Genomic DNA, 24241 nt, shown 5'->3' with positions numbered 1-24241 from the left:
CCACGATACACAAAACTATAAACGCCCCGTCCAATTGTCTCCCTCAAACTTATACACCTTTATTGCAACATACACAATTTGATTTTGTTTATAAAAAACGTGACATTTAAGATCCTTTTTCAGAAAAACTAAACGACCGTTCCCCGGTAGAATACCGTGAAACGGTCGTTGCTTAATATCTTCCTTTTTGTACTGCTTCATCTCTTGCATGCATAAATTCCGAGAGATGCTTTCTATTTCAGCGAATCATTAGCGTTAAACGGCAGCCGACTGGCATCATACCCGCTAATACAAAGTTTCTCATTAACGGGAACCCGCCCGTTCAATTCTATTTTTTTAATGCCTTCGCTTATTGGACTGTACTCGCAGGAAAGGGATGTTCCTTCTGTCTCAAAGGTTGTTCTTCGAAGCACCGTATGCCGAGAATGTACGCTTGCGAACGTCTGGTCCTCAATATTCGCCTTAGTGGCTGCATGACAAAACCTCTCAAAGCTACCGATTTCTCGTTCGCTTGACACCTGGGCAACGAATCCATTGCCCGTCAGCACAAATGTCTTAGCGTCGAAACCCCTTGCTTTGCCTTCGTAATTATAGAAGGACAGCATCAAATATCCGTTCGCTCGCTCCACCTTAACCGCAGCTTGCCGCCCATGATTTGTCAGCAGGAGCGGATAGAAGGCCGTATATACGGATCCATCTTTTACAAATACGTGACATGGCTCAGTGCTATCACCAGTCAACTCTTCCAATCTTCGTTCCCCCAACCAAATTTCGTCAGGATCACCGTACTGGCACGGGATAATAATAGACAACTTAAGGCTCGTTACCCCCAACCGACCAAACCTTTTCGGTTTATAAAGCACCATAGCCGTCTGCTTATGTTGAATAGCCTGCTTCCGACCCTCGTCCCAAAGGGAATAGTCCCCTGAGCTACACGCCATCCTCTCATATGTATTCGATTGGCCTGGCTTCTTCTCATTAATCAAGTATCTGGAATAATATGTTCGGGTATTGCCCGGTGCTGCTTTGCCTCTCGAGTCTCGACGAAGGAGCAGATGGAAGGAATCGGTCTGCACCCCGTTATGGAATTCATGCGTGGAGGTTCCCAGCGCATAATCCTCCGTCATGTACGTCGTAACTCTCCCCGTTCCCGCTGGATATTCCACCATGTCCTCAACCAATACAGGGTCCTGCGGCGATTCCCAAGCGTGGGCATCCGAAGAAGAGGAAAACTCCGTGGTGCCCGAAACTTCATACGGGTAGGTCTTGTTTAGCCCATGCTGAACAAGTTCTTCAGGACAATGGTATACCGTATTGAGCAGGCTTGCCACAGTCGCTTGCATAAACGCCTTGTTGTTTAGATGAATGATTTGTCCTGGCTCAGCGTCCACCGAGGAAAATAGCGTATTGAGCGGGTTAACGGGGAGCAGGTCCCCCAGTACCGCATAGATCGCAAAATGCTGGGCTTGTCCCATCGAATCGTAGGTGTACGCACGGGAATAAGGACCAGCTACCTGAGAGGTGGGTAGGTGCAGGTGGGTGAACTGATCCGCCCAGATACGCTCCTCACATAGAAGGGCGATCTCCCTTAGCTCCGGATCCCCTACATAGTTAGCCAACTCAGCTAATGCCTCCAACTGAATCCCCGTATAGGTCGGACTATTGTACTCGCTTGTAAACCCCCGCCGGATAAGCAAATCCTTCAATTGATGCAGGCGCTTTGCCCCAATCTCTACCAGATGAGGGCGTGACAGAAGCTGTCCACCGATCAGCGTAATGAAGGTACTCATGCAGGGGAAATTATCGTTAACGCCAACGAAATCCATCTCATCGGAGGCGCTGTACTCAATGACGTCCTCCAGATAACTCCAAAGCTTTTCCCTAGCTCCATCCGTTAGCCTATCACCGTATTTAATCAGGATTTGAATTGCGATTTTCGGTGCGAAGTGGCAGTGAGAATACTCACTCACTACAATTATAGTATTCCCCTTCAAGCAGGCTTCCTCCGACCCCTCCGCTAGGAAGGAATAAGCAAACCATAAGCGCTCTCGCAATCCGGTAATACTGTCCGTGCCGATATAATTTCCGAGCACATCGAAATCCATTAAACGATAACGAACAAACAACTGAAGAATATGCTTCGTTCTCTCCTTCTGCTCTTGCAGTCCATAAAAACGCTTATCCATGGCGAACCACGACCCTCTTCCCCTAATGCTCCAATCTCTCAATCAACATAAGAAGCGCCATTGATTGTCCATAAGGCATCGGACAGACCGGAATATCCCGGTATTCTTGAAGCGTTCGACCCATTCCAGTACCGTAAGATACACCCTGCACGACACCTTCGGAATCGATTTTTGCTGCGACCGCATTAAACGCTTTGATCCCCATCTCGCGATAAGTGTCAGGCAAATAACCTTTACGTACCGCCTTCAGAATTCCGTAAGCAAATGCCGCAGTTGCTGATGTCTCTGTATAGGAGCTCGGATCATCCAGCAGCGTGTGCCACAAGCCATCAGCTGCTTGTAGTTCAGCAAGCTTAGCAGCTTGCTGCTCCAATGCGGATAACAGCAGCTGTTCAACCGGCCTTGGGAGCTCAATCATTTCCAAATAATCGACTAGACCTGCTGTGTACCAGGAATTGCCGCGTGCCCACAGTGCCTCAGCGAAGTGGTGACGACCATTAAACGTCCAACCGTGAAACAGCAATCCAGTACGTCGATCAGTCAAATATTTGAGATGAAGCAGAAATTGGTATACACTCTCGTCGATATATTGTTCTTCCTCTAGCAATAGCCCCATCCTGCAAACAAATAAAACGGTCATATAGAGGGTGTCATCCCAAATCTCACCTTCGTTCAAATGACCCGAAACGACATGCTGAATACCCCCTTCCTCAGTACGCGGCATTTGCTGAACGGCATACTCAGCCCACTCTCGGCAAAGAGCCATATAATCTTCACGCCTTGTCTCTTCGGCAAGGAAACTCAGCGTAAGCATCGGACACATCGTATTGACGTTCTTAGCAGGAAGCCCTTCGGCAATTCTTCGGTCAAACCAATCGATTAGGTACTGCTTAATATCGGTACGATTGGTCTTTCGGTAGTATAAATAGAGGGAGAATAGGCCAACCCCTTGTGGCCACTCCCAGTTTTCAATGGAAATAATACCGATTGGACAAGTTTCTTCTACAACACCGTCTTTCAAATCTTTGAGCTGCCCAATGACTCTTTCGATGATTGCATGAGCTTCTTGCTTGTCAACATGAATCGTTTCACTCATTACTCGCCACCGCTTTCTATTTTATGTGGGTCAATTTGAAGCTCAGCTAGCTTTGCATCTCCGTCATACAACGTTGCAGATCTAATTTCCGTATAACTTTCTCGGGGAACCTCTCCATCTTTATATGAAACCTCTACGATTTGGAATCGGGCTACGAGAGAAGCTGCATCAACTATATTGTTAATCTCATCGGCATAGTAGATTGCCCATCCCGTTTCCAACCTCGGCTGCTGCAAAAGCTTCGTCTCTCCACAATAGAGTACCTGTCTTAATTTGAGCGTATCCCCATCGAGCACAGAATTCAGAGTAGGTACGTGACGGGCTTCATCGCCATATGCTATGCCGAGCAGCGGTGTGATGAGTACTGCTGACTGTGGATATTGTAGAATCGTCCATTCCCTTCCGTCTGCTCCTGCTACCTTTTGAAGTTCACCCGACCAGCGATTCACAACCCATTCGTCAGCAAGCTCGCTCACTTCATTGTGAATTCTGCTCATGCTGCGTACAACCAGCACTACATTGCTTTGCTGAACGGATCGTAATTGGGTGTCCGGGTACGAAGTTTCTCGAAACAATGCTGGACCTAAATAAGCGTTCTCGTAGGTTGCAGGATGAGTTCTGACACGTTCACCGTCATGCGCATGCCAGCATAGAAAAGAAACCTGCTGCCCATTCACCGCAAGAGATACAGGATACGATTGCCAAGCGAGGCCCCAAGTCGGATATTGATAGGATCCGGCAATGACCGGGAACCGATTCACGCTGCCGATCCTTCCGGTCACTCCTACCCACGTGTGAGCATAGTTGGAATCCATAATCCGTTCGGTCCGACTACGCGGCGTAGATAGCTCTAATGTAGGTTCCGTCTTCTGCAGCTCCTCCTCAAATAGTAGATCCGCGATACCGCCACTTAGATCTGATAAATCAGCTTCTATTGTCGAATCGCTGTTAATTCCTGCAATCTTCCACATCAGGCTTCTTGGGTGCAGATCGCCTTGAAAATTGTAGCTTCGGATCGACGGCACCAATTCATATCCGCCATGAAAACGGACGTAATCAAGCAATCCGTCCATCACTTTTAGTATTCTTTCATACACCTTGTTGTGCTCATCATTCAGAGAAATACTAGCAATACGAAGTGCATTCATAGTGACATGGATATAAACAAGGCTGATATTCTCCCCCCAGCCCCAGCCCCGACGAGACGTGTAGTCCAGCCATTGTTCAAAAAAGTCAATTCCCGCTTTATAATGGTGCTGCAAGCCACAAAGCTTGGAGATAGCGAGCAGCAGAGCGCCGTCACTTACAATTTTGTTCGAGTAATAGAAAATCGGCTTCTTCAGCTCGCGTTCGAACCAGATTGCACCTCGAACCATCATAAGGTCGAGCAATTCACGATGAGTCTCCGGTATCTGTTCTTCCCTATAAAGCCGAAGGACGACAAGAGGCATAAGGATAAAGAAGGCAGCATTCGAATCATTGACTTTGGTTTCTTCTCGGTACCAGCGAAAAGCTCCATAATGCGGACTCGTCTCGTCCGAAATTTGCAGATCCGCAAGCTCCCTTAAAATCTGCAGCCCCTGCAATTCTTCCAGTTCCCCGAGTGTAGTAGCAATTGCATAATAGGCTGCCGTATCCCTTCCATCATGTGCTTCCATAACTTTAGAAGCCTCAATTGTATGACCTGGCTTGCCCGTATTGATCAACCCATCCTCCAACTTCAGCTTGCACCAGAATTGCTGCCATTGTTTCTGCCAATTACGTTCCGTCTGTATGCTCATGTTAAGGCCGCCCCGCTCCATTAAAATAAATATCTAATCTACTTCATAAACTGCCCCTTGCGAAATTCCCCAGGAGTCTGCCCAACCAGCTTTTTAAATACACGAATAAAAGAAAAAGAGTGCACATACCCGACATCGAGAGCTATGTCCTGAACCGGTTTGCTTGATTGAAGAAGAAGATGCTTAGCTTGCTCCATTCTCAATTTTGCCAAGTAATCAACAAGTTTCTCTCCAACCTCTTCCTTAAACAGCCGACTTAGTTGAGCCGACGCCATACCGAATTGATCGCTAAGCTGTATAAGTGACAGAGAAGAGTCGGCATAATTTTGTTGCAAATAGGACATAACCTCATCTACCGTAGTAAATACATTCCGTTCATCCCTTGTGGTCTCTATCTTCTCACTTGCACAAATCAAGATTTCTTCAAGACGGTCGAACAATTCAACTGACGTTTCAAAATGATCAAGCAACGTAATGATTTCCGATTGCGCTTCCTGCTGCCATATCACTCTATACTCAGTTGACAATTGTTGCATCTCTCTGCCGAACTGATAGAGCAAGTAATGTACCATATCAACCAATTCATCCCGCTCAAACAGTTCATCCTCCAGACTTTTTGCAATCGCCTTCATTTGTACCTGCCAGGAAGCGTCCCTTAATCGATATTGCTCCGCCAACTGCTTGAACATTTGCTGTTTCTCATAAATTCCATGATCTGTGCGATGCTGTAAATCAGCAAACACAATGATCCGGTTCATACCGAGCGTTGTTTTGTAACTCAGAGCCTGAGATGCTTCATCTCGACTTAAAGACAGATCCGATATATCATGAATCATTCCGCCAAGAGCAATCGTGACAGTGAAATCCAGATTCGCCTCTCCCCATTCCCTTAGCTTCTCAAGCCAATGAAGGAGGGGCTCTTCCCTGCAATCATCCAGCGCTATAAGTACACCTAGTTCTGTATTTGACAGCCATTCTGCCCATATCGGTATACCTTGTTCCTGAGCCATTTCTTTCAGAACGTCCTGCAGGACGAACTTTAGCAAGTATTGATCTTTCGCCGAATATATCTCTTGAAATTTTTTATACTTATCTATTTCTATCAGTGCTACAGTTAGCCATCCATGAGTAGAGGGCCATCCCATAGATGCGGCCTCCTGCTGCCATTCCTTATCTGACAGTATACGTAATCCTTCCATTATTTCGGTAAATAGCACTTTCCTTCGATAGATGGAGCTTTCCTTCGCTTGTTTCTCCAATGTAGAAGAATGCTCCACTAGCCGATCAAAAGCCATTCCGATATAACGAAACTCATCCTCTTTACCATTCCAATCTAATTTCTGTGGCAGCTGCTGCACTCTGCTTAGCATCGCTGCAAGTGGCTGGTAGTGATTACGGCTCGCCCGAACGAGCCACGCTACGCCTATTAAAACTCCAATCAGCCCTAATAGAATCCAAATATTAGACGATCCCTTGATGATACTGTACAACCCTTCTTCCTCAATTCCTGCATGGATTCGCCAGCCGCTTAGCTCGGACACCACGACCGATGATCCCCTCAGCTCTTTCCATGGGGTCGACCCTGCAGATTCTGATTGAGGAAGATATCCACGAATCCATTGATCGCTGGAATCCGTTAAATAAAGACGGCTAATTTCCGATTGGGTCATCTCCGTGAACAATTTCGCTAATGAATCTGTCGACACGTTAATGACAACAAGCCCTTCACTGCCAGACAGCAAGGGGACTCGCTTCACTAAAGATACAACACTCCTGCCTGGATCGTTATCGAATTCATAGAAACTTCGAGGATCCGTCCATTGATAGGTACTGGTGCCACCTGACATATAATTGCGTATAAATTCTTTGTCCCCATATAAATCTGCCGGAAGAAATATGTTTGAAGATAACACTTTATGATCGTAAGTACGATAAAGATAAATAGATTGAACCAAGGGCACTGTCCCAGCCAATTCATTCAGCTTCTCTGTAATCTTATAAGATAGATAAGAATCATTCTGATGTATCGGATCAAAGAAATTATTGAATTGTTCATTCGTTAGTACCTCCTTGATCATCGACTGATCGATCGTACGAAGGCTATATTCCAAGTTTTGCAGCACTTGCTGTGCAAACAACTCGTTGGCTTTCACTGCTTGCTTACGCGTCAACTCATAGATCGTCCCGAATAAGACTACAAACAACACCGATACAACGAATAACAGTATCGGTATATAAGTTAACAGTAATCTGCGATACCCGTTCCTTTTCATGAAAATCCTCCGATTTAGCCAATCTAGTCTACTATTTCCAATTATTATAATCGATATTTGGCTATAGATCATTCATAAATTTGAGCTAAATCGATAAATCCCGAGCGACCGATAACGTCGCCCGGGGAAGTACTTCAATTATGATAAAACTCCTGTACTATTATTTAATTACGAAATCGTACATATCTTTCGTTAAAAATGCTTTATCCTTGTTTTCCTCATACCATGTCGCATACCATTCGTCGACCTGTGCACCATTCGCTTTGTCCCAAGCAGACTTAGCATCCTTCATTGCTTGATCAATCGTATAGGACTTTCCTGAAATTATTGATTTTTGGAAAATGTCCAAAATTGTCTTAAATGCATTGTTCGTCACATTCTGAAGATCAGTTGGCAATGCCGGCATATGCTCGGGATGCGTCAAATAAGGAGCAGGACGATCTTTGCTTAGGTAGGAATCGAATGCTTGCATACGCAGCTCGTAGAAATCCTTCTGATTCTGACTCGGGTTTTCTACCATATCAATGTTGTTACACTTCGTGAAATTGGCTAAATCAGCTTGAGAGAGCATTGTTAAATCGCCTGCATAAGAAACTTCCTGCTTTTTCTTTTCCAAATCTGTAGGAATCGGGCAACCATTGTTCATCTGATAATGTACGCCTTCTATTCCATTCGCTAAAGTAATCGCAGTCTCTTGGGTAACCATGAAATCTACGTATTTCATGACAGCCTCTTGATCCTTTGCTCTCGCATTAACGACCGCAGTCATTTGAACAGGGTTGCCGATAGCAGGACTAAATTGACCAAACGGACTACTTGGAAGAGGAATTGCCAGAAGCTCAGCATCCGGGTTGTTCTGCTTCAATGCTTCGAAGGTAGCGATATCCACGTAACCTCCGTTAGCTCCATACATCCCTAGCTTACCGTTGATCCAATCCTGCCTCACCTTCTCACCTTTGCTGTCGGTCAAGAAATCTTTGTCAACGATACCCTCGTCATAAAGCTTCTTCTTAAAATCGAAGGCAGCCATCGTGCGATCCCAATCGTGGACTAGTTTGTCATCTGATGTTAGATACCAAGGGTATTTCTCATAGATCGTGAATACGCTTCCGAACATGTAATCTATAATCATCCCGCTAACAAAGCTAAGTCCCATTCCATAAGTATCCTTTTTGCTGTTACCATCCGGATCTTGTTCTGCGAACGCCTTTGCCACTTGATACATTTCCTCTGTTGTCTTCGGCACTTCAAGCTCCAGTTTCTTTAACCAGTCGTTACGGATGAAAAGAACGTGGTTCGGCTGCAAGCCATTAACCCGGCCGAATTCATACATCTTGCCGTCCGACTTTGTGGAAAGCTTCTTAAGACTTGGATATTCCTCAATCAGCTGCTTATATTCCGTACTGTAATTCGCAATCATATCGTCAATAGGAAGCAACTGCTTCTGATTGAATAACTGGTTTCGATAAGCCGTGTCATATTCGAAAATAAGATCCGGCGCCGAATTTGATGCGAATAAAACGTTGAATTTAGCTTGAGACTCGAAACGCGGGACCGCTGTAAACTTAACATCGGACGGTCCATTCTCATTAAGCCATTTCGTCCAGCGATTATTCTCAACCGTTCCTTCCTCAGGTGGAACCGATCCGCGATCATAAACAGACGCTGTGAAGCTTCCACGTTTCACTTCTGCCTTTGGATCCGCAGGTTTGGAGCTCTCTGTAGGTTTGGAACTGTCCGTAGGTTTAGAAGGCTCCACATTATTCGATCCGCAGCCTGATAGCACAGTGGACATAACAAGTGCGGAAGTAATCAAACCCAAACCAAGTTTTCTCTTATTCTTCATCATTTTCATTTGTAGTAGCCCCCTTTTAATTTTAGCTCACGCTTACTAATTAGTCTTCCTATCTGTTGCCTACAAAACTGATGAAACTAGCCCTTTATGGCACCAATCATCGCTCCCTTAACAAAATACTTCTGGAGAAACGGGTAAACCACCATCAACGGAATTATCATGACCATTACACCAGCTGATTTGACGCCTTCGGACGCAATTTGAGCCATTTCTTCCGGCTGCAGGTTCGTCATAGAAGCTAATAATGATTGGCTGCGAATCATATTCTGCACTAGAACAGTTAGATTGTATTTATCCGTATCGTTGATATAGATAAGTACGCTCATAAAAGTATTCCAGAAGCCAACTCCGTAAAACAACCCAATCGTAGCCAGCATCGGTAGGGAGAGCGGAAGAAGAATTTTCCGTATAAACAACACCTCCCCGCAGCCATCAATTCTTGCAGCCTCTTCCATTTCTTCCGGCAAATTCTCAAAATAGCTTTTCATAATCAGCATATTGTAAGCACTCACGAGTGCAGGCAACCAAATCGACCCATAGCTATTAATCAGGCCAAGCGAATTTACGACTAAGTAAGTAGGAATCAATCCCCCGGTGAAAAGCATAGTGAACACGATCGCCAATGTTAATTGCTTTCTCGCATAGAACAGCTTCTTGGACAGCGGATATGCCGCCAAAACCGTAAAAAGCAGACAGAGTATAGTCCCGACGACGGTCAGCGTTACGCTATTCATGAACGCCTTAAGGATCGAGCTACCTTGAAAGAGTACCGCATATGATTTGAGCGTTGCTTCCACAGGCCACAAAGTGACGCTTCCTGACGATATTGCATGATTGCTGCTTAACGATAAGGAAGCAATGTTCATTATCGGCAAAAGACAGCTGAGACCCGCCAATGTCAATAGGATGTAATTAACGATGTAGAACACTCTTTCTCCTCTTGTTGCCTTCATCCTAATTCTCCCTTTCTCACCATAAACCTTGATTAAATTTACGAGCGATAGAGTTTGCTATGAGCACCATAACGAAACCAACTAATGATTCGAACAACCCCATCGCCGTCGTCATGCTAAATTGAGCGCCTTGCAGACCGACTCTGTAGATATAAGTGCTGATCACCTCAGAAACGGAAGCTACGGATGAGTTCTGTAAAATAAATACTTGATCGAACCCTACCTCCATCACGTTCCCCATGCTTATAATGAGCATCAAAACAATTATTGGTCTAATGCCGGGTAAGGTTATATGCCAGATTTGGCGGGCTTTTCCTGCGCCATCCATGCAAGAGGCCTCATATAGGCTCGGATCAATGGACGTCAGCGCAGCTAAGTAAATGATTGCCCCGAAGCCAGCACTTTTCCAAATACCTGAAGTAAGAAATACTGCGATCCATGAGCCTTCCTTAAGCATAAAAGGATACGTATCGCCAGTAAGCTTTTCCACAAAATTATTTACAATTCCAGTTTCTTGGGAAAGCAGGGTGATGACTAAGCCGCCTACAATAACCCAAGATAAAAAATGTGGGATGTAAACCAAAGTTTGAACGATTTTTTTGAACGCTAGCTTTCTTACTTCATTCAAAAGAATTGCAAGCACAATCGGAAACGGGAAGCCGACTATGATGGTCAGCAGACTGAGCACAAAAGTATTTCGGATCGTGTTTAACGCAGCAGGATCACGAAATAGCATCTTGAAGTTATCCAAGCCGACCCACTGACTGCCCAAAACACCTTCGTAGAACGTATAGTTTTTGAAGGCAATGATTAAGCCTCCCATTGGCGCATATTTAAAGATAAGGAAATATAGTGCGACTGGCAAAAACATGAGCATCCAAGGAATGTTCATTTTCAATCTTCGCATTCGCTTCATGGATGCCGAGGCAACCAACCGATTTACTTGTTGTTTATCAACTGATTCATAATTGTGCTGATATTCGTTCATACTATGTCACCTCGTTTCATTTTTGATTTAGTCCCTCGTTGTCCTGATCACAATTTAACGTAATGTTCTCATGAAGGGCAATACACATGAATTACGAATCAACAATAAAACTAAATTTGCTGGGATTTCTGGTCTTTTATTGAATACACATTTTATAAACAATCCACAATTACCTAATAATATTGGAATAGTCTATCGAAAAGTAAGAAATCGTTCTTGCATAAGCAAGAACGATTTCCCAACTACCTATGGACATCATTAAACTCACCAACGATTCAATTAAGCTCACCCTCGACAACTAGTAATTCATTTGAATTTTCTTCTAGAATTCTAGTTGAACAACAGTTTTTGGACTCCCTTTGCCGTAACAGCTAGGCTGCCCTCCGCTACAGGATGGATGCTATCCGGAACCCATCGATGAAACTGCTCCGGATCTTGATTCAAGATCGCATTCCATTCTACAAAATGATCAATCAAAAGAAGATTTCGTTCCTTGGCGACCAAGCGATATACATCGTAATATGCGTTAAAATCAGGTCTTATCTCAAGTGAAGCACCCACCGGAGGATTCATGGTCATAAGAACGATCTCGCATTGATTGTTGATTTCTAGTATACGATCAATTATGCACTCCAAGCGACTCCTGCATTGATAGAGAGTTGTTTCATAAGGCAAATAAGCGTCGTTGATGGCAAATTCGATAAATACCATGTCGGGCTTGTAATTGAGAACTTTTTCCGATAAGTTTTCTACTCCCCACTGTGACCACATGGCGGCTTTACCGCTGTTGATAACCGTTGCTAGCCCAGGATACCTCTCCTCAAGTCGAGTGCGCATATCCTCCACCCAGGCTGCTCCATCCGTCAGGCTCGTTCCGTATGTTACAATACACTGGCTTCTACCATCTTCTAGATTGAGTATCGTCTTAAGAGAATGCATATACTACACCACTCCACCCTTGTAGATTTTCTTCATCATATTTCCAAAAGTACAGTAAGTCAATGATCGAAAGCTTACTTTATTAACTACTTTGTTTACCACATAGAAGGGTATATAGTCTACCAATTTCCGTAACAAAAGAGATAACGTTCCTAGACTAGATTAAAATGGTTACATACGTTCCGAATGTAGTGGTTTGAGATATATTCCTTCTATTACTTGTCTCGCTGATCGTGCGGTACGTTGATTGTAGCTTGGGCAGTCGTTTGATTGCCTGCCTGGTCCGTTGCAACATACGTAATCGTATAGGTCCGGCCTGTTCCTTGACCTAAACGTTCGGCCCTGAGGGAGAAGGCGGTATCAAGTGTTCCGAATTGAGCATCTTGAATATCACCGTCTTCGTTATTCGTATTATTGTCCGGCTCATTGCTCGTAATCGATTGGAGTTCGACGGAAAGAGGCTTTATATCAATTTCAGGAAGAACTGCAAGCGCAAAATATCCCTTTTAGCCAAATGAAAACATTTTATTTGCAGCTTCTTGTTTCCGCCAATCGAATATTCGGTAATGAACGTGACATGATGGATAGCAGGAAGTTATACGTTGAATTTATGCGCTTGAACAACATGAATGAGATTTCGGTTTGGATGTTTCACATATTTGCTGATTCCTTGCCGCATTTAATCGAGAAGTTAATAAGAGGCAGAAAGAGGATATTGAAGGCAAAATGTTTCAGATCATTGAGAACAGATATGCGCATGACCTGTCTTTGCAAATGATTGCAGACGAATGTGGTGTTAGTACATCGTATCTCAGTGAGTTGTTTAAAAATCGAGTAGGAATCACATTTATCCAGTATGTTACGAATTATCGAGTTGAGAAAGCGAAGCATTTGCTTCAAAACACAGACCTGAATATAGCTCATATATCTGAAGCAGTAGGATATTCAAACGCCCCCCAACTGATCCGAGTTTTTAAAAAGGCGACCGGTACCACGCCGGGAGATTTCCGCGCAAACCAAAAAGCCCCATCTGAATACGGAGGCCACTGAAAATCTTGCAATATTAAATATATAAACGTGCAGCTAGTCAAATAAAAGCTAATTCCATTCGAATTGAATGAGAATTAGCTTTTATTTGATTGCTATACTGCGACCGTTTTACGATTCATCGTACTCATCGATAGCGCTTATGCGAATTATCGCGCTGTCGTAGTCTCCGATCAGCGTTACCGGCACACCGATATATACGCGGCTTGTGCCGCACTCACCCTTTAACCGCGCCGGCCGTCATGCCGGAAACGATATATTTCTGCCCGATGACGTAAACAGTCACGATCGGCAGCAAGTTCAATACCATCGCGGCGCTGACCAAATTCCATGAGCTGATATACGTGCTGAAATAGTTATACATCGTCATGATCATGCCCCACTTCGCCGATGAATTCAGGAAATACAGCGGGATGACGAAATCGTTCCAGCAGTTCAAGAAATTGATGATAATCGCCGTTACCGTGACTGGCTTCAGCAGCGGAAAGATGATTTGAAAAAAAAGCCTCATTCCGCCGCATCCGTCGATGACGGCGGACTCATCCAACTCTTTCGGGATGCCGCCGATGAACCCGAAATACAAGAACACGGTAAAGGGGATGAACAACGCCGAGTATAGCAAATATGCGCCGGTGTACGTGTTAATGATGTGAAGCATCTGCATCACTTTCATCGTCGAGACGTAGTTCATCGGAGCGACTAAACCGAGCAGAAATACAGAGTAGATGAACATATTCAATCTGGTTCGGTTGCGGGAAATGACGAACGCCGCCATTGCCGAAACGAGTAGTGTGATGCCAGCGGTTACAGAGGAAATGAACAAGCTGTTCTGGAATGCCCGGAATACTTTGCCGCCCCTCAGCACTTCCCAATAATTTTCCCAATGAATGACTGATGGCAGGCTCAAGCTCATGGTAGCGGACTCCGTGACCGATTTGACCGAATTGAGCAACACCATCAAGAACGGAACAATAATGATTAAGCTGAGGAGCCAGGCCAAAATTTCCTTCGACAATCTCAGGGTCTTCCCTCGTTTATGCATTAGGTATCGACATCCTTTCTTGTGAAGATCATGATGATAGCAATCGAGAGGATGGCCATCGCCAAAAACATCAAGACGCCGAGCGCAGTGCTGTAGCCATAGTTGCCCTTCGAGAACTCATTGAAAATCGTAATGTTGACTACTTCTGAAGATCTTCCGGGCCCGCCGTTCGTCAGCGCAAAAATGACGTCGAACACCTTAATGCCTGAAATGATGCTGAGGAGCGTATTGATCAGAATAGAAGGCATAATGAACGGCACGACGACATTAACTAGCTTCTTCCAATAGCTGCCGCCGTCCACGTCACACGCTTCGAGAATTTCTTTCGGAACTGCTTGAAGGCCCGCTAGGAAAATAACCATGCAGAAACCGGCCGCTTTCCATATTTCCACACTCGTGCTCGCCCACATAACCCAGTTCGGATCTTCAAGCCACGCATTCGCCATAAAGCCTAAGCCTAGAAATTCCAACAGCTTGTTTAAGATGCCGTTCGTCGGGTGGAACACCTGCTGGAACATCAGCCCTACAATAATGTTAGAGATGATGATCGGCAGAAAATAAATCGTCCGTAGCATACTTTTCGTTCGGATACCTTCATTCAACATCAAAGCCAGCACGAAGCCGAGCAACACTTTGAATACGGTGGAAAAGAATGCGAACAACATCGTATTTTTAATAAACATAAAGCTGCTCGTATCTGTGAAAATTTCCTTGAAGTTCACCAGCCCTATGAATTTGATTTCCTCACTCATGGAATTCCAATTCGTCAACGCATAATAAAAACCCATAAAACTCGGCAGCAGAAACAGAATGAAAAAAAGAATGAGCGCCGGCAAAACAAACATTCTTGAGTAGATTTTCGAGATGTACATAGCATTAACCTCGCAGATTCAGTTTGCATTCATTCAGCCTAGGTAAGCGTAAAGGGAAATCCGGCGGAAGCGGATCTTCGTACTCGAATCCACTGTTCCGGCCGGACATCCCATTACTTCATCAGAGTTCGCGAGCTATTATTGACCAACCGCAGTGAACAGCTTGCCTCTGTCTTTATCGATTGATTCCAGCACCTGTTTCGGCGTTTTGTCGCCGAGCATCATTTCCTGGATGTACTTGCCTACCGCCGTGTTATCCCAAAAGCTTACTCCGTACTCGAGATCAATGCCTGCTCCGCCAGGCGAGTTCTCGACGATCGATTTGCCGGCTTCCGATGGTTTGCCCGCCACGTCCGTAAACGAGGGGTTACCTTGAAGATCGGGACGTCCTTCGTAAAACTTATTCAGATTTTCCGGCCGGGCTAGGAAATCGAAAAATTGCTTCACGCTGTCTAAATTCTTGGAGTCTTTATAGGCCACGCGCATGTTACCGCCCGCTGAATGCGAGAACACATCGTTGCCCGCGAGTGGTATCGGGAACATTTTCCACTGATCCGCCTTCGACTCAGGGTACTTGGCGATCACTTCGCTCTGGTAGGACTGGTACATCAAAATCATGGCCGCTTGATTGTTGCCCATCGCCTCATAACCGGAATCCCAACCGTTCGACAGCGGGTTTTTGCCGAAATAACCTTTGTCGTACAGTGTCTTGTACTGTTCCAAGAATGTTACGAACTCCGGAATATCGGCGAACTTCACTTCATTGTTGTTCAGCTTGTCATACAATCCTGGATGGGCTTTCTCCGCTGCAGGACCGTACTGGGAAAGCCAGATCGCCCAATACCAAGCCTCTTTGCCTAGCATGTAGATTGGGGTCGTTACCCCGTTCGCGATAAGTGTATCGCTGACACTTACTAGTTCATCAAACGTTTTCGGCACCGACAATTTGTACTTATCGAAAATGTCCGTGTTGTACAGCAAACCCCAGCCATCTACGTTCCATGTCATGAAGCCGCTGATTTTACCGTTAGTCGTCGTGCCGATTTTCGCGTAGGTCGCGTACCGGGATACCCAAGGCTCGTTCGACAAGACCGCGAAATATTTATCCGGAAAATACTGTTGTGCCCCTGCCCCCGCGCCGACCATGAAAATGTCAGGAACTTCACCCGATGCCATCTTCGTTTTCAACACGTTGGCATACTGGTCGTCCGGCATAAGCTGTAGATCGATTTTGATACCGGTTTCTTTGGTGAACGCTTCAATCAAATCCGAATCAACCTGAGAGCCTTTGTTTAGCCATCCTTGCGATCCGGCAAACGTGAGCGTAACGTCTTTCTTTGGCTCCTTTGTAACGGATGCCGTTGGGGAAGTTGAAGCGCTTGCGGTCGGCTCGTTCGACTTTTGCTCTTTGCCGCCGCACCCCGCAAGCGTCGGTACTGCAAATACGGCCAATAGCGTAAGGATTGCCAGTCTAGAACGGAATGTTTTCTTCAATTTCTGATCCTCCCTTAATAGGCTTCATTAAGTATCGCAAACTCATTGTAACGCGGAGCGCTCTGTCCTTGAATACACGTTAATGACCAATTTCGGTGGACAATATTGACTTGTTGCAAAATCTATTTTCATACCGACAACGAAATGAAAACGCTTTATCACCATTCCAAACTATGGTATACTTCCAGTAACTTCCTATTTCAAGGAGGGCTAGAGACGTGAAATTCAAGAGTATCCAGTCCAAACTTTTTTTCAGTTATGCTGGGTTAATATTGGCAATTATCGTATTCTTTGTTTTATCTTTCTATTTTACAACTTCCGGCGTTCTGGAGAAACAGGCTTCGGAATCGGCAAGGCAGTTGGCGCTCAATTTGTCGGACAAGTTCGATACGACCTTGGGAAATATGAATTCAATCGCCGAACGAGTCATAACCGCAGAACCCGTCAAGCAGCTATTCTACTCCGATCAAGATGATACGGGAGCAACCGAGCTTCGCAATAAATGGGACATTACCAGCATGCTGTTCTCCATCACCGGCACTCCGTTTCAATTTTACCAAATGAATCTGTTCGACTTGAATGGGAGGTTCGTCAAATTCGGTAAGGATTACGATGTGTCTCGTCTGAATCCTGACATCATTACGGCGAAAGGATGGATAAGACCTATCCTGGACCTTGAAGGAAAGAAGTACATCACACTCCCCCGTCGCAACGACTGGGGCAATACAGACCAGATCGTCATCTCCGTTTGTCGGGCATTCTCGGAAATATTCGGCTCGAAGGTCGATAGCATTGTCGAAATCCAACAAGATTATGATGTATTCGTGAACCTGATCGAGCGTACAGTCCGTCTTCCTGGACAATCCAAGTCCAGCAAAACACGTGTTTATGTCTACGATTCCGCTGGCCATCTTATTTACCCCTATATGCCTGATACAGATAGCACCACCTCGAAATCGATCTATTTCTGGAATTCCATTCAATCGAATAATGCGATGCACGACACAATCCGCGTGAACGGCTTACCAGACAAAAGCAAGGAAATGGTTGCGTTCGCCCGCTCTGAATTTACAGGCTGGACCGTCGCACTTGCTGAGCCCGAATCTACGCTGCTGCATCCGATTAGAACGTTCAGAGATCAACTGTTGCTATATGGTATTGCCATTCTGTTCATCACGATGATGCTCACTTATTTCGTTTCCAAAGGGCTCACGATTCCTATTAAACGAATTCGCAAATCGATCCGTGTTTTGAGTTTGGAAACGTTAGAACCGAGACTCCTTGCTGCCCAAAATCTGAACGAACTGGAGGAGCTGAATCACGCTTTCGTGGAAATGTGCGTCCGTCTTAAAGAATCGCTTGAAGAAGTCGTATCGGCGCGTTCGCATGAAATCGAGGCTCGGTTATTGGCATTGCAGTCGCAGATGAATCCTCATTTTCTGTACAACACCCTTGCGATTATCAGCATCAAAGCCGAGAAAAACGGCCAAACCGAAATCATGGATATGTGCCAGAACTTGGCGGGCATGCTGCGGTACATTACGGTTGAAAGCGCAAGGCCGGTCGATTTGGCACAAGAAATTGACTATGCTTCTCAATATTTAGGCCTGATGAAAATTCGCTACGCCCACCAATTTACGTATGATATCGATATCCCTGCAAATATGATGGGCATTCAAGTTCCCAGGCTCATCATCCAGCCAATCGTGGAAAATTGCTTCAAGCACGCGTTTAATCAAAGACCGCCTTGGCATATCCGCATAATCGGAACGTGCACCGCGCATCAATGGGAAATTTCCATTAGCGATAACGGCTCGGGGTTCGATTCTCAGACGCTGGAGCAACTCGAAGACACGATCAAGAAAGATGTGCGGCGGATCGACAAACAATCCGGAATGCCTTCTGGCATCGGATTGCTCAACATCCACCACCGTCTTTACTTGTTAAATAATGAAAAGGCGATATTTCACTTGAAGACGGACAATCCTGGCACAACGGTCACAATCGGCGGAAGAGTCACTATGGAGGTGCAATCCAATGAATAGTCGCGCTACTTACTCGGTATTGATTGCCGAGGACGAACAAATCATACTTGAGGATATCGTCGAGAAGATTAGCAAGACCGATCCGGCGTTTCAGGTCGGCGCTTTCGCAATGAATGGCGAAGACGCACTGGTGTTGCTCGAATCGATAAGCCCAGATGTGTTGTTTACTGATATTCGGATGCCAGTCATGGATGGACTTGAATTGATCCGTCAAGCGAAGCGCCTTCGCCCGGACACGGAGATCGTCATCATTAGCGGCTACGACGATTTTATTAGCGCTCAGGAAGCCATTAAGATTGGCGTTGCCGATTACATGCTTAAGCCGGTCAGCATGAAGGCTTTGACAGAAACGATAGCCCGTCTACGGGATAAACTGGAACGAAAGAGGAGGGACCGCGAGTATGAAATATTTCAGATCTGCTTGAATGGAATGAAGCTGCCTGATCGTCTGCCGCCAATGCTGAAAGGCGGCTCCTTTGACATGCACCTGATCTGTCTTGGCAATCTGTACGATCGCTCTGCAAACGTGCTGGATATCGATTATTTTGGTCGATTATGGCGTTTGGCGGACTGGCCTTCGATTATCCGTCATGTCTTGCCTGAGGAGCGCCACTGGTGGGTCGTGGATGACAATTTAGCAAACAGAAAGTGGCTCTTGATCGCGAGCAACGTGAAAGTCGGATCTCGAGCGATACAAACCGCGCATTCCGTGAGGGCTATGCTCACTCAGTATATGTTGAACTCCATTGCGGTCACTATTTGCGCGGAACCGCTTCCCGTCGAAATGGCCGACATTCGGAACAAAGCCCGTATCTTAAAATCCTCGCTCGACAAGCTGCTGGTTCCCTATCAGTCATTTGTGTTTCAGCCAGCCGAACGCGGGGCTAAAGATGTTTCCGGCCCTTTATATTTATACGACTCTGTGCTGAAAAGTGCCTTCGAGGCGGCCGCCAGGACCGGTGAAATCAAATTGCTGAGCACCGAATTGAAGGCTTTGTTCGAAGGTTGGAAGGATGAGGGACTCACGCAACGTCAACTGGAAAAAACAATAACGGATATAATCAGGAACTTGCATCGGCGGATGGGGCCCGAGGAAGAATATTTGAATGAATCGGTGGAATCGGAACTGTATGAGCTGGTCGCAATGTCAAGCGATTGGGATACGCTCTATCAGCACACCTTGCAACTGATTGCTTCTTTTATTCAACCTCATCGTAAGACGGACGATTCTCCTGAGCAGCTTGTAATGAAAATCGAACACTATTTGCGCGCCAATATGCTGACGCCCGTAACGATGACCATTCTAGCGGAAAAATTCAATCATCATCCTTCTTATCTGATCCGTATGTTCAAGAAATACAAGGGGGAGCCTCCCATGCAGTATTTCACCTCGCTTCGGATCCAAGAAGCGATGCGTCTGATCCGAAGTCAGTCGGAGATGGATATCAAGACAGTCTCCGAAATCGTCGGCTATGAAGATTCGCATTATTTTTCAAGGGTGTTCAAGAACTTTACCGGTAAAAGTCCTTCGGGATTTAGAGAATCGCTAAAGTCGTAAACAATAGCCCAAAACAGAAAAATCAGGTGCACAAGTGCACCTGATTCCCCAAGTATTACCTCAACCAAAAGACTAATGAACCTTACGAACTGGATATGTCATATTGTTCTAAATCCGACTTGCGATAAATGCCAATTCATATACTCCGATTCGTCCATCTCCATCCAAATCGTAAGCCTCTACCCATCCTGCATCGCCGGCCTGCTTGCCATAATGCTTAGCAATAAGCCCTAGATCGCCAATATCAATGCCAGGAGTTCCGTTAATATCTCCCGTGCTCACCGTGATGACGTAAGCCTTGAACTTGTTCATTGCCGCGATCAAAGCTGAGTTGGCCATCGACACTTCTGTGACTGTAGCGTTTTGTTTGCCCGCTACTAATTGGGCAGCCGAGATTGCTGCTAACAAATTCGCTTTAGCCGCTTCCGGATATTGTCCGTTGTTCATACCCGTAATTGCCGCAGCGTACAAGCTTTGCGCTTCCAAGATCGTGGCGTTCAGCGCGTTCATACCCACATCTTCAACGACGCTCATCTTCACAACTGCTTGATCAGTATTGGCGATAAGGATATTGCCATTTCCATCTGACAGCTTCACCTGTGTGACGGAAATTTCTCCATCTCCTTTGACTGTCTTCGCCTTGAACTTAAGCGACAACAATGCCACGTCACCAGATACTGCATGATCTTCACCGAGGGACACCAAAATAATCTTCACTTGGCCCGGAGTCGCTTTATCCTCGCTAACCACATCCAAGTTAGTCATTCCAGCGGCTACTTCCGCACCATCGTACGTAAACTTGTCACTGTCATAAGAGATCTTAATTTCTTGAGCAAATATGTCTTGGCTGTTGACAAGGCCGAACGTGACGGCAAACGCATCGTTCGTTCTTGTAACTCCTCCGCCTGTCAGTGTCGCCGAAAGACCGTCAGCGATGCTGACCGAGACGGTGTACGTCTGCACCATGTTGTCTTCCGCCGTAACCGTATACGTCACTGGAGCACTAAAATCATTCGCGGTTACGCCGCTGATTTGCTCCACGCCACCTACCTTGACCGTAGAATTTGGCGATGCGGTGAATGTCGCAACCAGAGAATTAACGTTCGTGCCACTCGGCACCGTCAGCGCGATATTCGTTCCGCTGATCGTTCCGATAACGGCCGGCGACAAGCCGTTAAAGCTGAATGCTGTTATATCCTTGCCCTGCTCTTGCGATTCGCTTCGTACGAGCATAGCATTGGCCCAATCTGCATGATCGCTGTTGGTTCCGTCACCTGCATCGGTGACAACTAGCACCAATTCTTTTACTCCTGCTACACTGACGTCAATCGATTGGGTTGCGCTGTCATTATTCATCGTGCCGCTGTCAAATATTTTGTTACCGTCTGCCCATACCTGGAAAACGATGGTGGAGTTCATTCCAACCTCATCATCAACCCCGATATCCGATTGAAATCTTGCATATTGTTCGTTAAGGTTATACGTGATGCTGCTTGGGGCGTGCGTTCCGATCCCTTTGTCATAAGTCTGATTATTCAGTCTAATCGTATTTCCGCCATTGCTCTTATCTCTTAGCACCTGCCCATAGCCTGTATTTGCAGATACCCATCTTAAGTCAGACAAATACTCTTGCTGCGCGGTCGGCGTCGTTAAATCTACTGTGTTGCTTGCCTCGGACGAATTACCGGCTGCGTCCTTAGCTTTGACAGTGAACGAATATGCCTCCCCGCCCGCATAGAGCCCTGTTACTTTATATTGGGTAGAGGTAGTGCTTCCAATGACTGTTGAACCATTATAAATATCATAGCCTGTCACTCCAATGTCATCTGTGGATGCTGTCCAATTGAGCTGCACGCTTGATGTCGTTAGATGGCTTGCCGACAAATTGGTTGGCGCTGACGGAAGCACAAAATCAATCGTTTCGGGACCGACACTATAGACTTCCCCGTCATTCACTTGTACTTCAACATAGGAAATGGCCTGACCGTTCAAGGTCTTCGTCAGTGCAGCCCTTTCAATTCCGTTCACATTCAGTTTGTTAAAAGTTCCATAGAATTGAGCTTCCCATGTGATGGTGCCGCCAGAATGATTCGTCAGAGTAGAGTTAATTACTCCATTATGTTTGATTCTTAAATCGTTGGATCCAACCTTAATGTGGTTTACATCCACCCAAGGTACATCGTCGGTAAGTCGAGATATGGTGGACACTTTATGTTTAGGAGCATCTGGCCGCACGCCCATCATGCCGTTAATAATGCTGCTTATTGAGGTGAAAGAAACTTCAGGATACATATTTTTATCTTTCAAAATTTTATTAAGCCAGTGCCAAGCTTCTTCAGACCTGTTGTAGTTGTAATACATCTCAGGCAGGTAGGTCGTAGCTTCAACATTCAAGTCATCATCGCTCGCACTAATGAGATCTAGATAATTATGGATCCTTGGGCCGTCATCACCTAGCCCTTTCAGCGGAATGAACATACTGGCTTCATGCCCCCAGTTGCTCTTAGAGACTCCATTAGCATCGAAACCTCGTATATAATAGCCAGTGGATGAATCGAACCATTTCGTCTCGAAATTTTCTTTCATACGTTGCGCCCGATTTTCCCAAAGCGTACTGCCAGCATCATTTCCTCTAGTTTTTAAAATTTCAGCATAAGCTAAAATGGCTAGACGTTGCAGTGCGTAGGAATCACCTGCAGAAACAAAATGATCATCAATAAACTCGTAATACGTAGGCGTGTATTCTCCTGGTTTCATTCTAACAGCGAGTTGTTCATTTGCTGGGTTTTCATCATCCCAAACCACACTATGATCGTCGAGAAACGCCCCGACGGTCGAATCATAATACGCAGACATAACTGGATCGTTTATCCATTTAGAATCACCCGTCCAGAGATACTGCTGGTAAGACTTATGCATGACATCGAAAGGTGATGGCAGCTCCCTGAAGCCCGTGCCGTCCATATAATACATGACGCCATATGCACTATAAGCCCATAACGGCCAACCATTCTGACCCGGCAAGGTGGATGATCCCGCAAACGTTTTCATCATATTGAAAGTCTCGTCATCCAGCCCGAGTAAATGTGACCCGTCGGATTGGTGTGAAATATCGCGGTTGTAAAAACTTTCACGATTCTCATATGCTCCCCAATAACCAGCCACGTGCTCGGTATGGGTCGGATCGGTTAGTCGCCACCATTCTCCTTCATGCCCCAGCATCGGATTACCAGGATAAAAGGTAAGGCCGAGTGCCCGGTTTTTAGCCCAGTTAAAGCCATTATTCAGATTCGCATTTGGAGAATCGAGGGTTAGCGTGCTTGTTGAAGGTCCTACGTATGTTTGAATAGTTATACGATCAACACGCGGAATCTCGTTAGTTGAAACAGCTGTTAGTTTCAAGATGTCCCCGGAATTAAGAGTCACCTTGCTGGATGTATGAGTATCGATATTCGTGGGATCTGTATAATCACTGCCATGTCTTTGCGATGTGCCCCACTGATCAACTGTGACGCCATTGACAGCGATTGAATAACTTACTCCATTTTGAACCTTCCCGACATAACGAGTTATAATATCGTAGGTTCCGGAATCCCCTTCAAATACAGTACTCGCTGTACTTGTTTCTCCAATTCCCCCCTTTAAAAAAGTCATCGTTTCTAGGGGCTTATGATTGACATAATTCTGATAAGCAAAGGAATCTGTTGTAAAATTGGTTGGTGTCATGTTTTCAGCTTCGTAAATATAAGGCCCTGTCGCTCCTGCCGCTTCAGATTCCGAAGTATAAAGATTTAAGCTTCCTACGATTAACGCCATCATTACAATGAACTTAAAAATACGACTCACTTTCTCAGCTCCTTTATAGGTTATCCGTTACATCTTTTATTCTAGGGCACGCACTTTTCTAATCAAATGGACATTATTGACTTTCGAATGTGGATAATACTGACTATTGCAGTCGCATCCATACAGGAGAAAAAAAAGACCTTCCTAATCAGATTGAGGCCACTGAAAAAGTCTATATCTTATAAACAGGATACCCTTCCTCGATTTTTACGAGGAAGGGTATCCTGTTTTCCTATATAATTAAATTATTAATTTCAGGTGGTGTC

At 45.4% G+C, this 24241-nt stretch carries 15 protein-coding genes; 3 read left to right on the top strand and 12 right to left on the bottom strand.

Annotated features, from left to right (window positions below):
• Positions 1 to 233: 233 nt before the first annotated feature.
• From AC0YN7_RS08440 to AC0YN7_RS08405, 8 genes are all read right to left on the bottom strand, one after another.
• Entirely contained in the window at positions 234 to 2186 is a 1953-nt protein-coding gene (locus tag AC0YN7_RS08440; protein WP_475809532.1) for a hypothetical protein, read from the bottom strand.
• A gap of 22 nt (positions 2187 to 2208) precedes the next feature.
• Positions 2209 to 3282: a beta-galactosidase BglB gene (gene bglB / locus AC0YN7_RS08435; RefSeq protein ID WP_475809531.1), complete on the bottom strand. Its 1074-nt coding sequence runs from the start codon at positions 3280 to 3282 to the stop codon at positions 2209 to 2211.
• Complete coding sequence (locus tag AC0YN7_RS08430; RefSeq protein ID WP_475809530.1) at positions 3282 to 5063, bottom strand: hypothetical protein; 1782 nt, start codon at positions 5061 to 5063, stop codon at positions 3282 to 3284. The genes bglB and AC0YN7_RS08430 overlap by 1 nt, the downstream gene beginning before the upstream one ends.
• A 38-nt stretch (positions 5064 to 5101) precedes the next feature.
• Positions 5102 to 7336, bottom strand: coding sequence for a helix-turn-helix domain-containing protein (locus AC0YN7_RS08425; protein ID WP_475809529.1), 2235 nt, complete (start codon positions 7334 to 7336; stop codon positions 5102 to 5104).
• Positions 7337 to 7496: 160 nt separating this feature from the next.
• Complete coding sequence (locus tag AC0YN7_RS08420; protein WP_475809528.1) at positions 7497 to 9191, bottom strand: extracellular solute-binding protein; 1695 nt, start codon at positions 9189 to 9191, stop codon at positions 7497 to 7499.
• Positions 9192 to 9268: 77 nt separating this feature from the next.
• A complete protein-coding gene (locus AC0YN7_RS08415; RefSeq protein WP_475809527.1) occupies positions 9269 to 10144 on the bottom strand; it encodes a carbohydrate ABC transporter permease in 876 nt (291 codons plus the stop codon).
• Between the two features lie 16 nt (positions 10145 to 10160).
• Complete coding sequence (locus AC0YN7_RS08410; RefSeq protein ID WP_475809775.1) at positions 10161 to 11060, bottom strand: ABC transporter permease; 900 nt, start codon at positions 11058 to 11060, stop codon at positions 10161 to 10163.
• A 402-nt stretch (positions 11061 to 11462) separates the two neighbouring features.
• Positions 11463 to 12071, bottom strand: coding sequence for an SGNH/GDSL hydrolase family protein (locus AC0YN7_RS08405; protein WP_475809526.1), 609 nt, complete (start codon positions 12069 to 12071; stop codon positions 11463 to 11465).
• A gap of 726 nt (positions 12072 to 12797) precedes the next feature.
• On the opposite strand from AC0YN7_RS08405, the gene AC0YN7_RS08400 reads away from it, so the two are divergent.
• Entirely contained in the window at positions 12798 to 13121 is a 324-nt protein-coding gene (locus tag AC0YN7_RS08400) for a helix-turn-helix domain-containing protein (RefSeq protein ID WP_475809525.1), read from the top strand.
• A 214-nt stretch (positions 13122 to 13335) separates the two neighbouring features.
• Here AC0YN7_RS08400 and AC0YN7_RS08395 read toward each other — a convergent pair whose 3' ends face one another.
• The 3 genes from AC0YN7_RS08395 to AC0YN7_RS08385 all read right to left on the bottom strand — a co-directional run bounded on the left by AC0YN7_RS08395 (position 13336) and on the right by AC0YN7_RS08385 (position 16526).
• The gene (locus tag AC0YN7_RS08395) at positions 13336 to 14133 is read right to left on the bottom strand and encodes a carbohydrate ABC transporter permease (RefSeq protein WP_475809524.1); all 798 of its coding nucleotides are present in this window, start codon (positions 14131 to 14133) and stop codon (positions 13336 to 13338) included.
• A gap of 26 nt (positions 14134 to 14159) precedes the next feature.
• Positions 14160 to 15032 carry a carbohydrate ABC transporter permease gene (locus AC0YN7_RS08390; protein WP_475809523.1) on the bottom strand — a complete coding sequence of 291 codons (873 nt, stop codon included), beginning with the start codon at positions 15030 to 15032 and terminating at the stop codon, positions 14160 to 14162.
• A gap of 138 nt (positions 15033 to 15170) precedes the next feature.
• The gene (locus tag AC0YN7_RS08385; RefSeq protein ID WP_475809522.1) at positions 15171 to 16526 is read right to left on the bottom strand and encodes an ABC transporter substrate-binding protein; all 1356 of its coding nucleotides are present in this window, start codon (positions 16524 to 16526) and stop codon (positions 15171 to 15173) included.
• Positions 16527 to 16744: 218 nt separating this feature from the next.
• Between AC0YN7_RS08385 and AC0YN7_RS08380 the strand changes: the two genes are divergently transcribed.
• Both AC0YN7_RS08380 and AC0YN7_RS08375 read left to right on the top strand, forming a co-directional pair.
• Entirely contained in the window at positions 16745 to 18571 is a 1827-nt protein-coding gene (locus tag AC0YN7_RS08380) for a cache domain-containing sensor histidine kinase (protein WP_475809521.1), read from the top strand.
• Entirely contained in the window at positions 18564 to 20129 is a 1566-nt protein-coding gene (locus AC0YN7_RS08375; RefSeq protein ID WP_475809520.1) for a response regulator, read from the top strand. Before AC0YN7_RS08380 ends, AC0YN7_RS08375 begins: the two co-directional genes overlap by 8 nt.
• A gap of 108 nt (positions 20130 to 20237) precedes the next feature.
• Here the strand turns inward: AC0YN7_RS08375 and AC0YN7_RS08370 are convergent, their stop codons facing one another.
• Complete coding sequence (locus AC0YN7_RS08370; RefSeq protein WP_475809519.1) at positions 20238 to 23975, bottom strand: NPCBM/NEW2 domain-containing protein; 3738 nt, start codon at positions 23973 to 23975, stop codon at positions 20238 to 20240.
• Between the last annotated feature and the right edge of the window lie 266 nt (positions 23976 to 24241).

The organism is Paenibacillus sp. J31R122 (assembly GCF_056269185.1).
Note: the sequence above shows the minus strand (reverse complement) of the source record. Positions and strands in the feature narration are given on the sequence as shown.

Bases quoted from the DNA above. Each gene is read 5' to 3' on its own strand.
- AC0YN7_RS08440 (WP_475809532.1), bottom strand. From the start codon at position 2,186: ATGGATAAGCGTTTTTATGGACTGCAAGAGCAGAAGGAGAGAACGAAG.
- bglB (WP_475809531.1), bottom strand. From the start codon at position 3,282: ATGAGTGAAACGATTCATGTTGACAAGCAAGAAGCTCATGCAATCATC.
- AC0YN7_RS08430 (WP_475809530.1), bottom strand. From the start codon at position 5,063: ATGAGCATACAGACGGAACGTAATTGGCAGAAACAATGGCAGCAATTC.
- AC0YN7_RS08425 (WP_475809529.1), bottom strand. From the start codon at position 7,336: ATGAAAAGGAACGGGTATCGCAGATTACTGTTAACTTATATACCGATA.
- AC0YN7_RS08420 (WP_475809528.1), bottom strand. From the start codon at position 9,191: ATGAAAATGATGAAGAATAAGAGAAAACTTGGTTTGGGTTTGATTACT.
- AC0YN7_RS08415 (WP_475809527.1), bottom strand. From the start codon at position 10,144: ATGAAGGCAACAAGAGGAGAAAGAGTGTTCTACATCGTTAATTACATC.
- AC0YN7_RS08410 (WP_475809775.1), bottom strand. From the start codon at position 11,060: ATGAAGCGAATGCGAAGATTGAAAATGAACATTCCTTGGATGCTCATG.
- AC0YN7_RS08405 (WP_475809526.1), bottom strand. From the start codon at position 12,071: ATGCATTCTCTTAAGACGATACTCAATCTAGAAGATGGTAGAAGCCAG.
- AC0YN7_RS08400 (WP_475809525.1), top strand. From the start codon at position 12,798: ATGTTTCAGATCATTGAGAACAGATATGCGCATGACCTGTCTTTGCAA.
- AC0YN7_RS08390 (WP_475809523.1), bottom strand. From the start codon at position 15,032: ATGTACATCTCGAAAATCTACTCAAGAATGTTTGTTTTGCCGGCGCTC.
- AC0YN7_RS08375 (WP_475809520.1), top strand. From the start codon at position 18,564: ATGAATAGTCGCGCTACTTACTCGGTATTGATTGCCGAGGACGAACAA.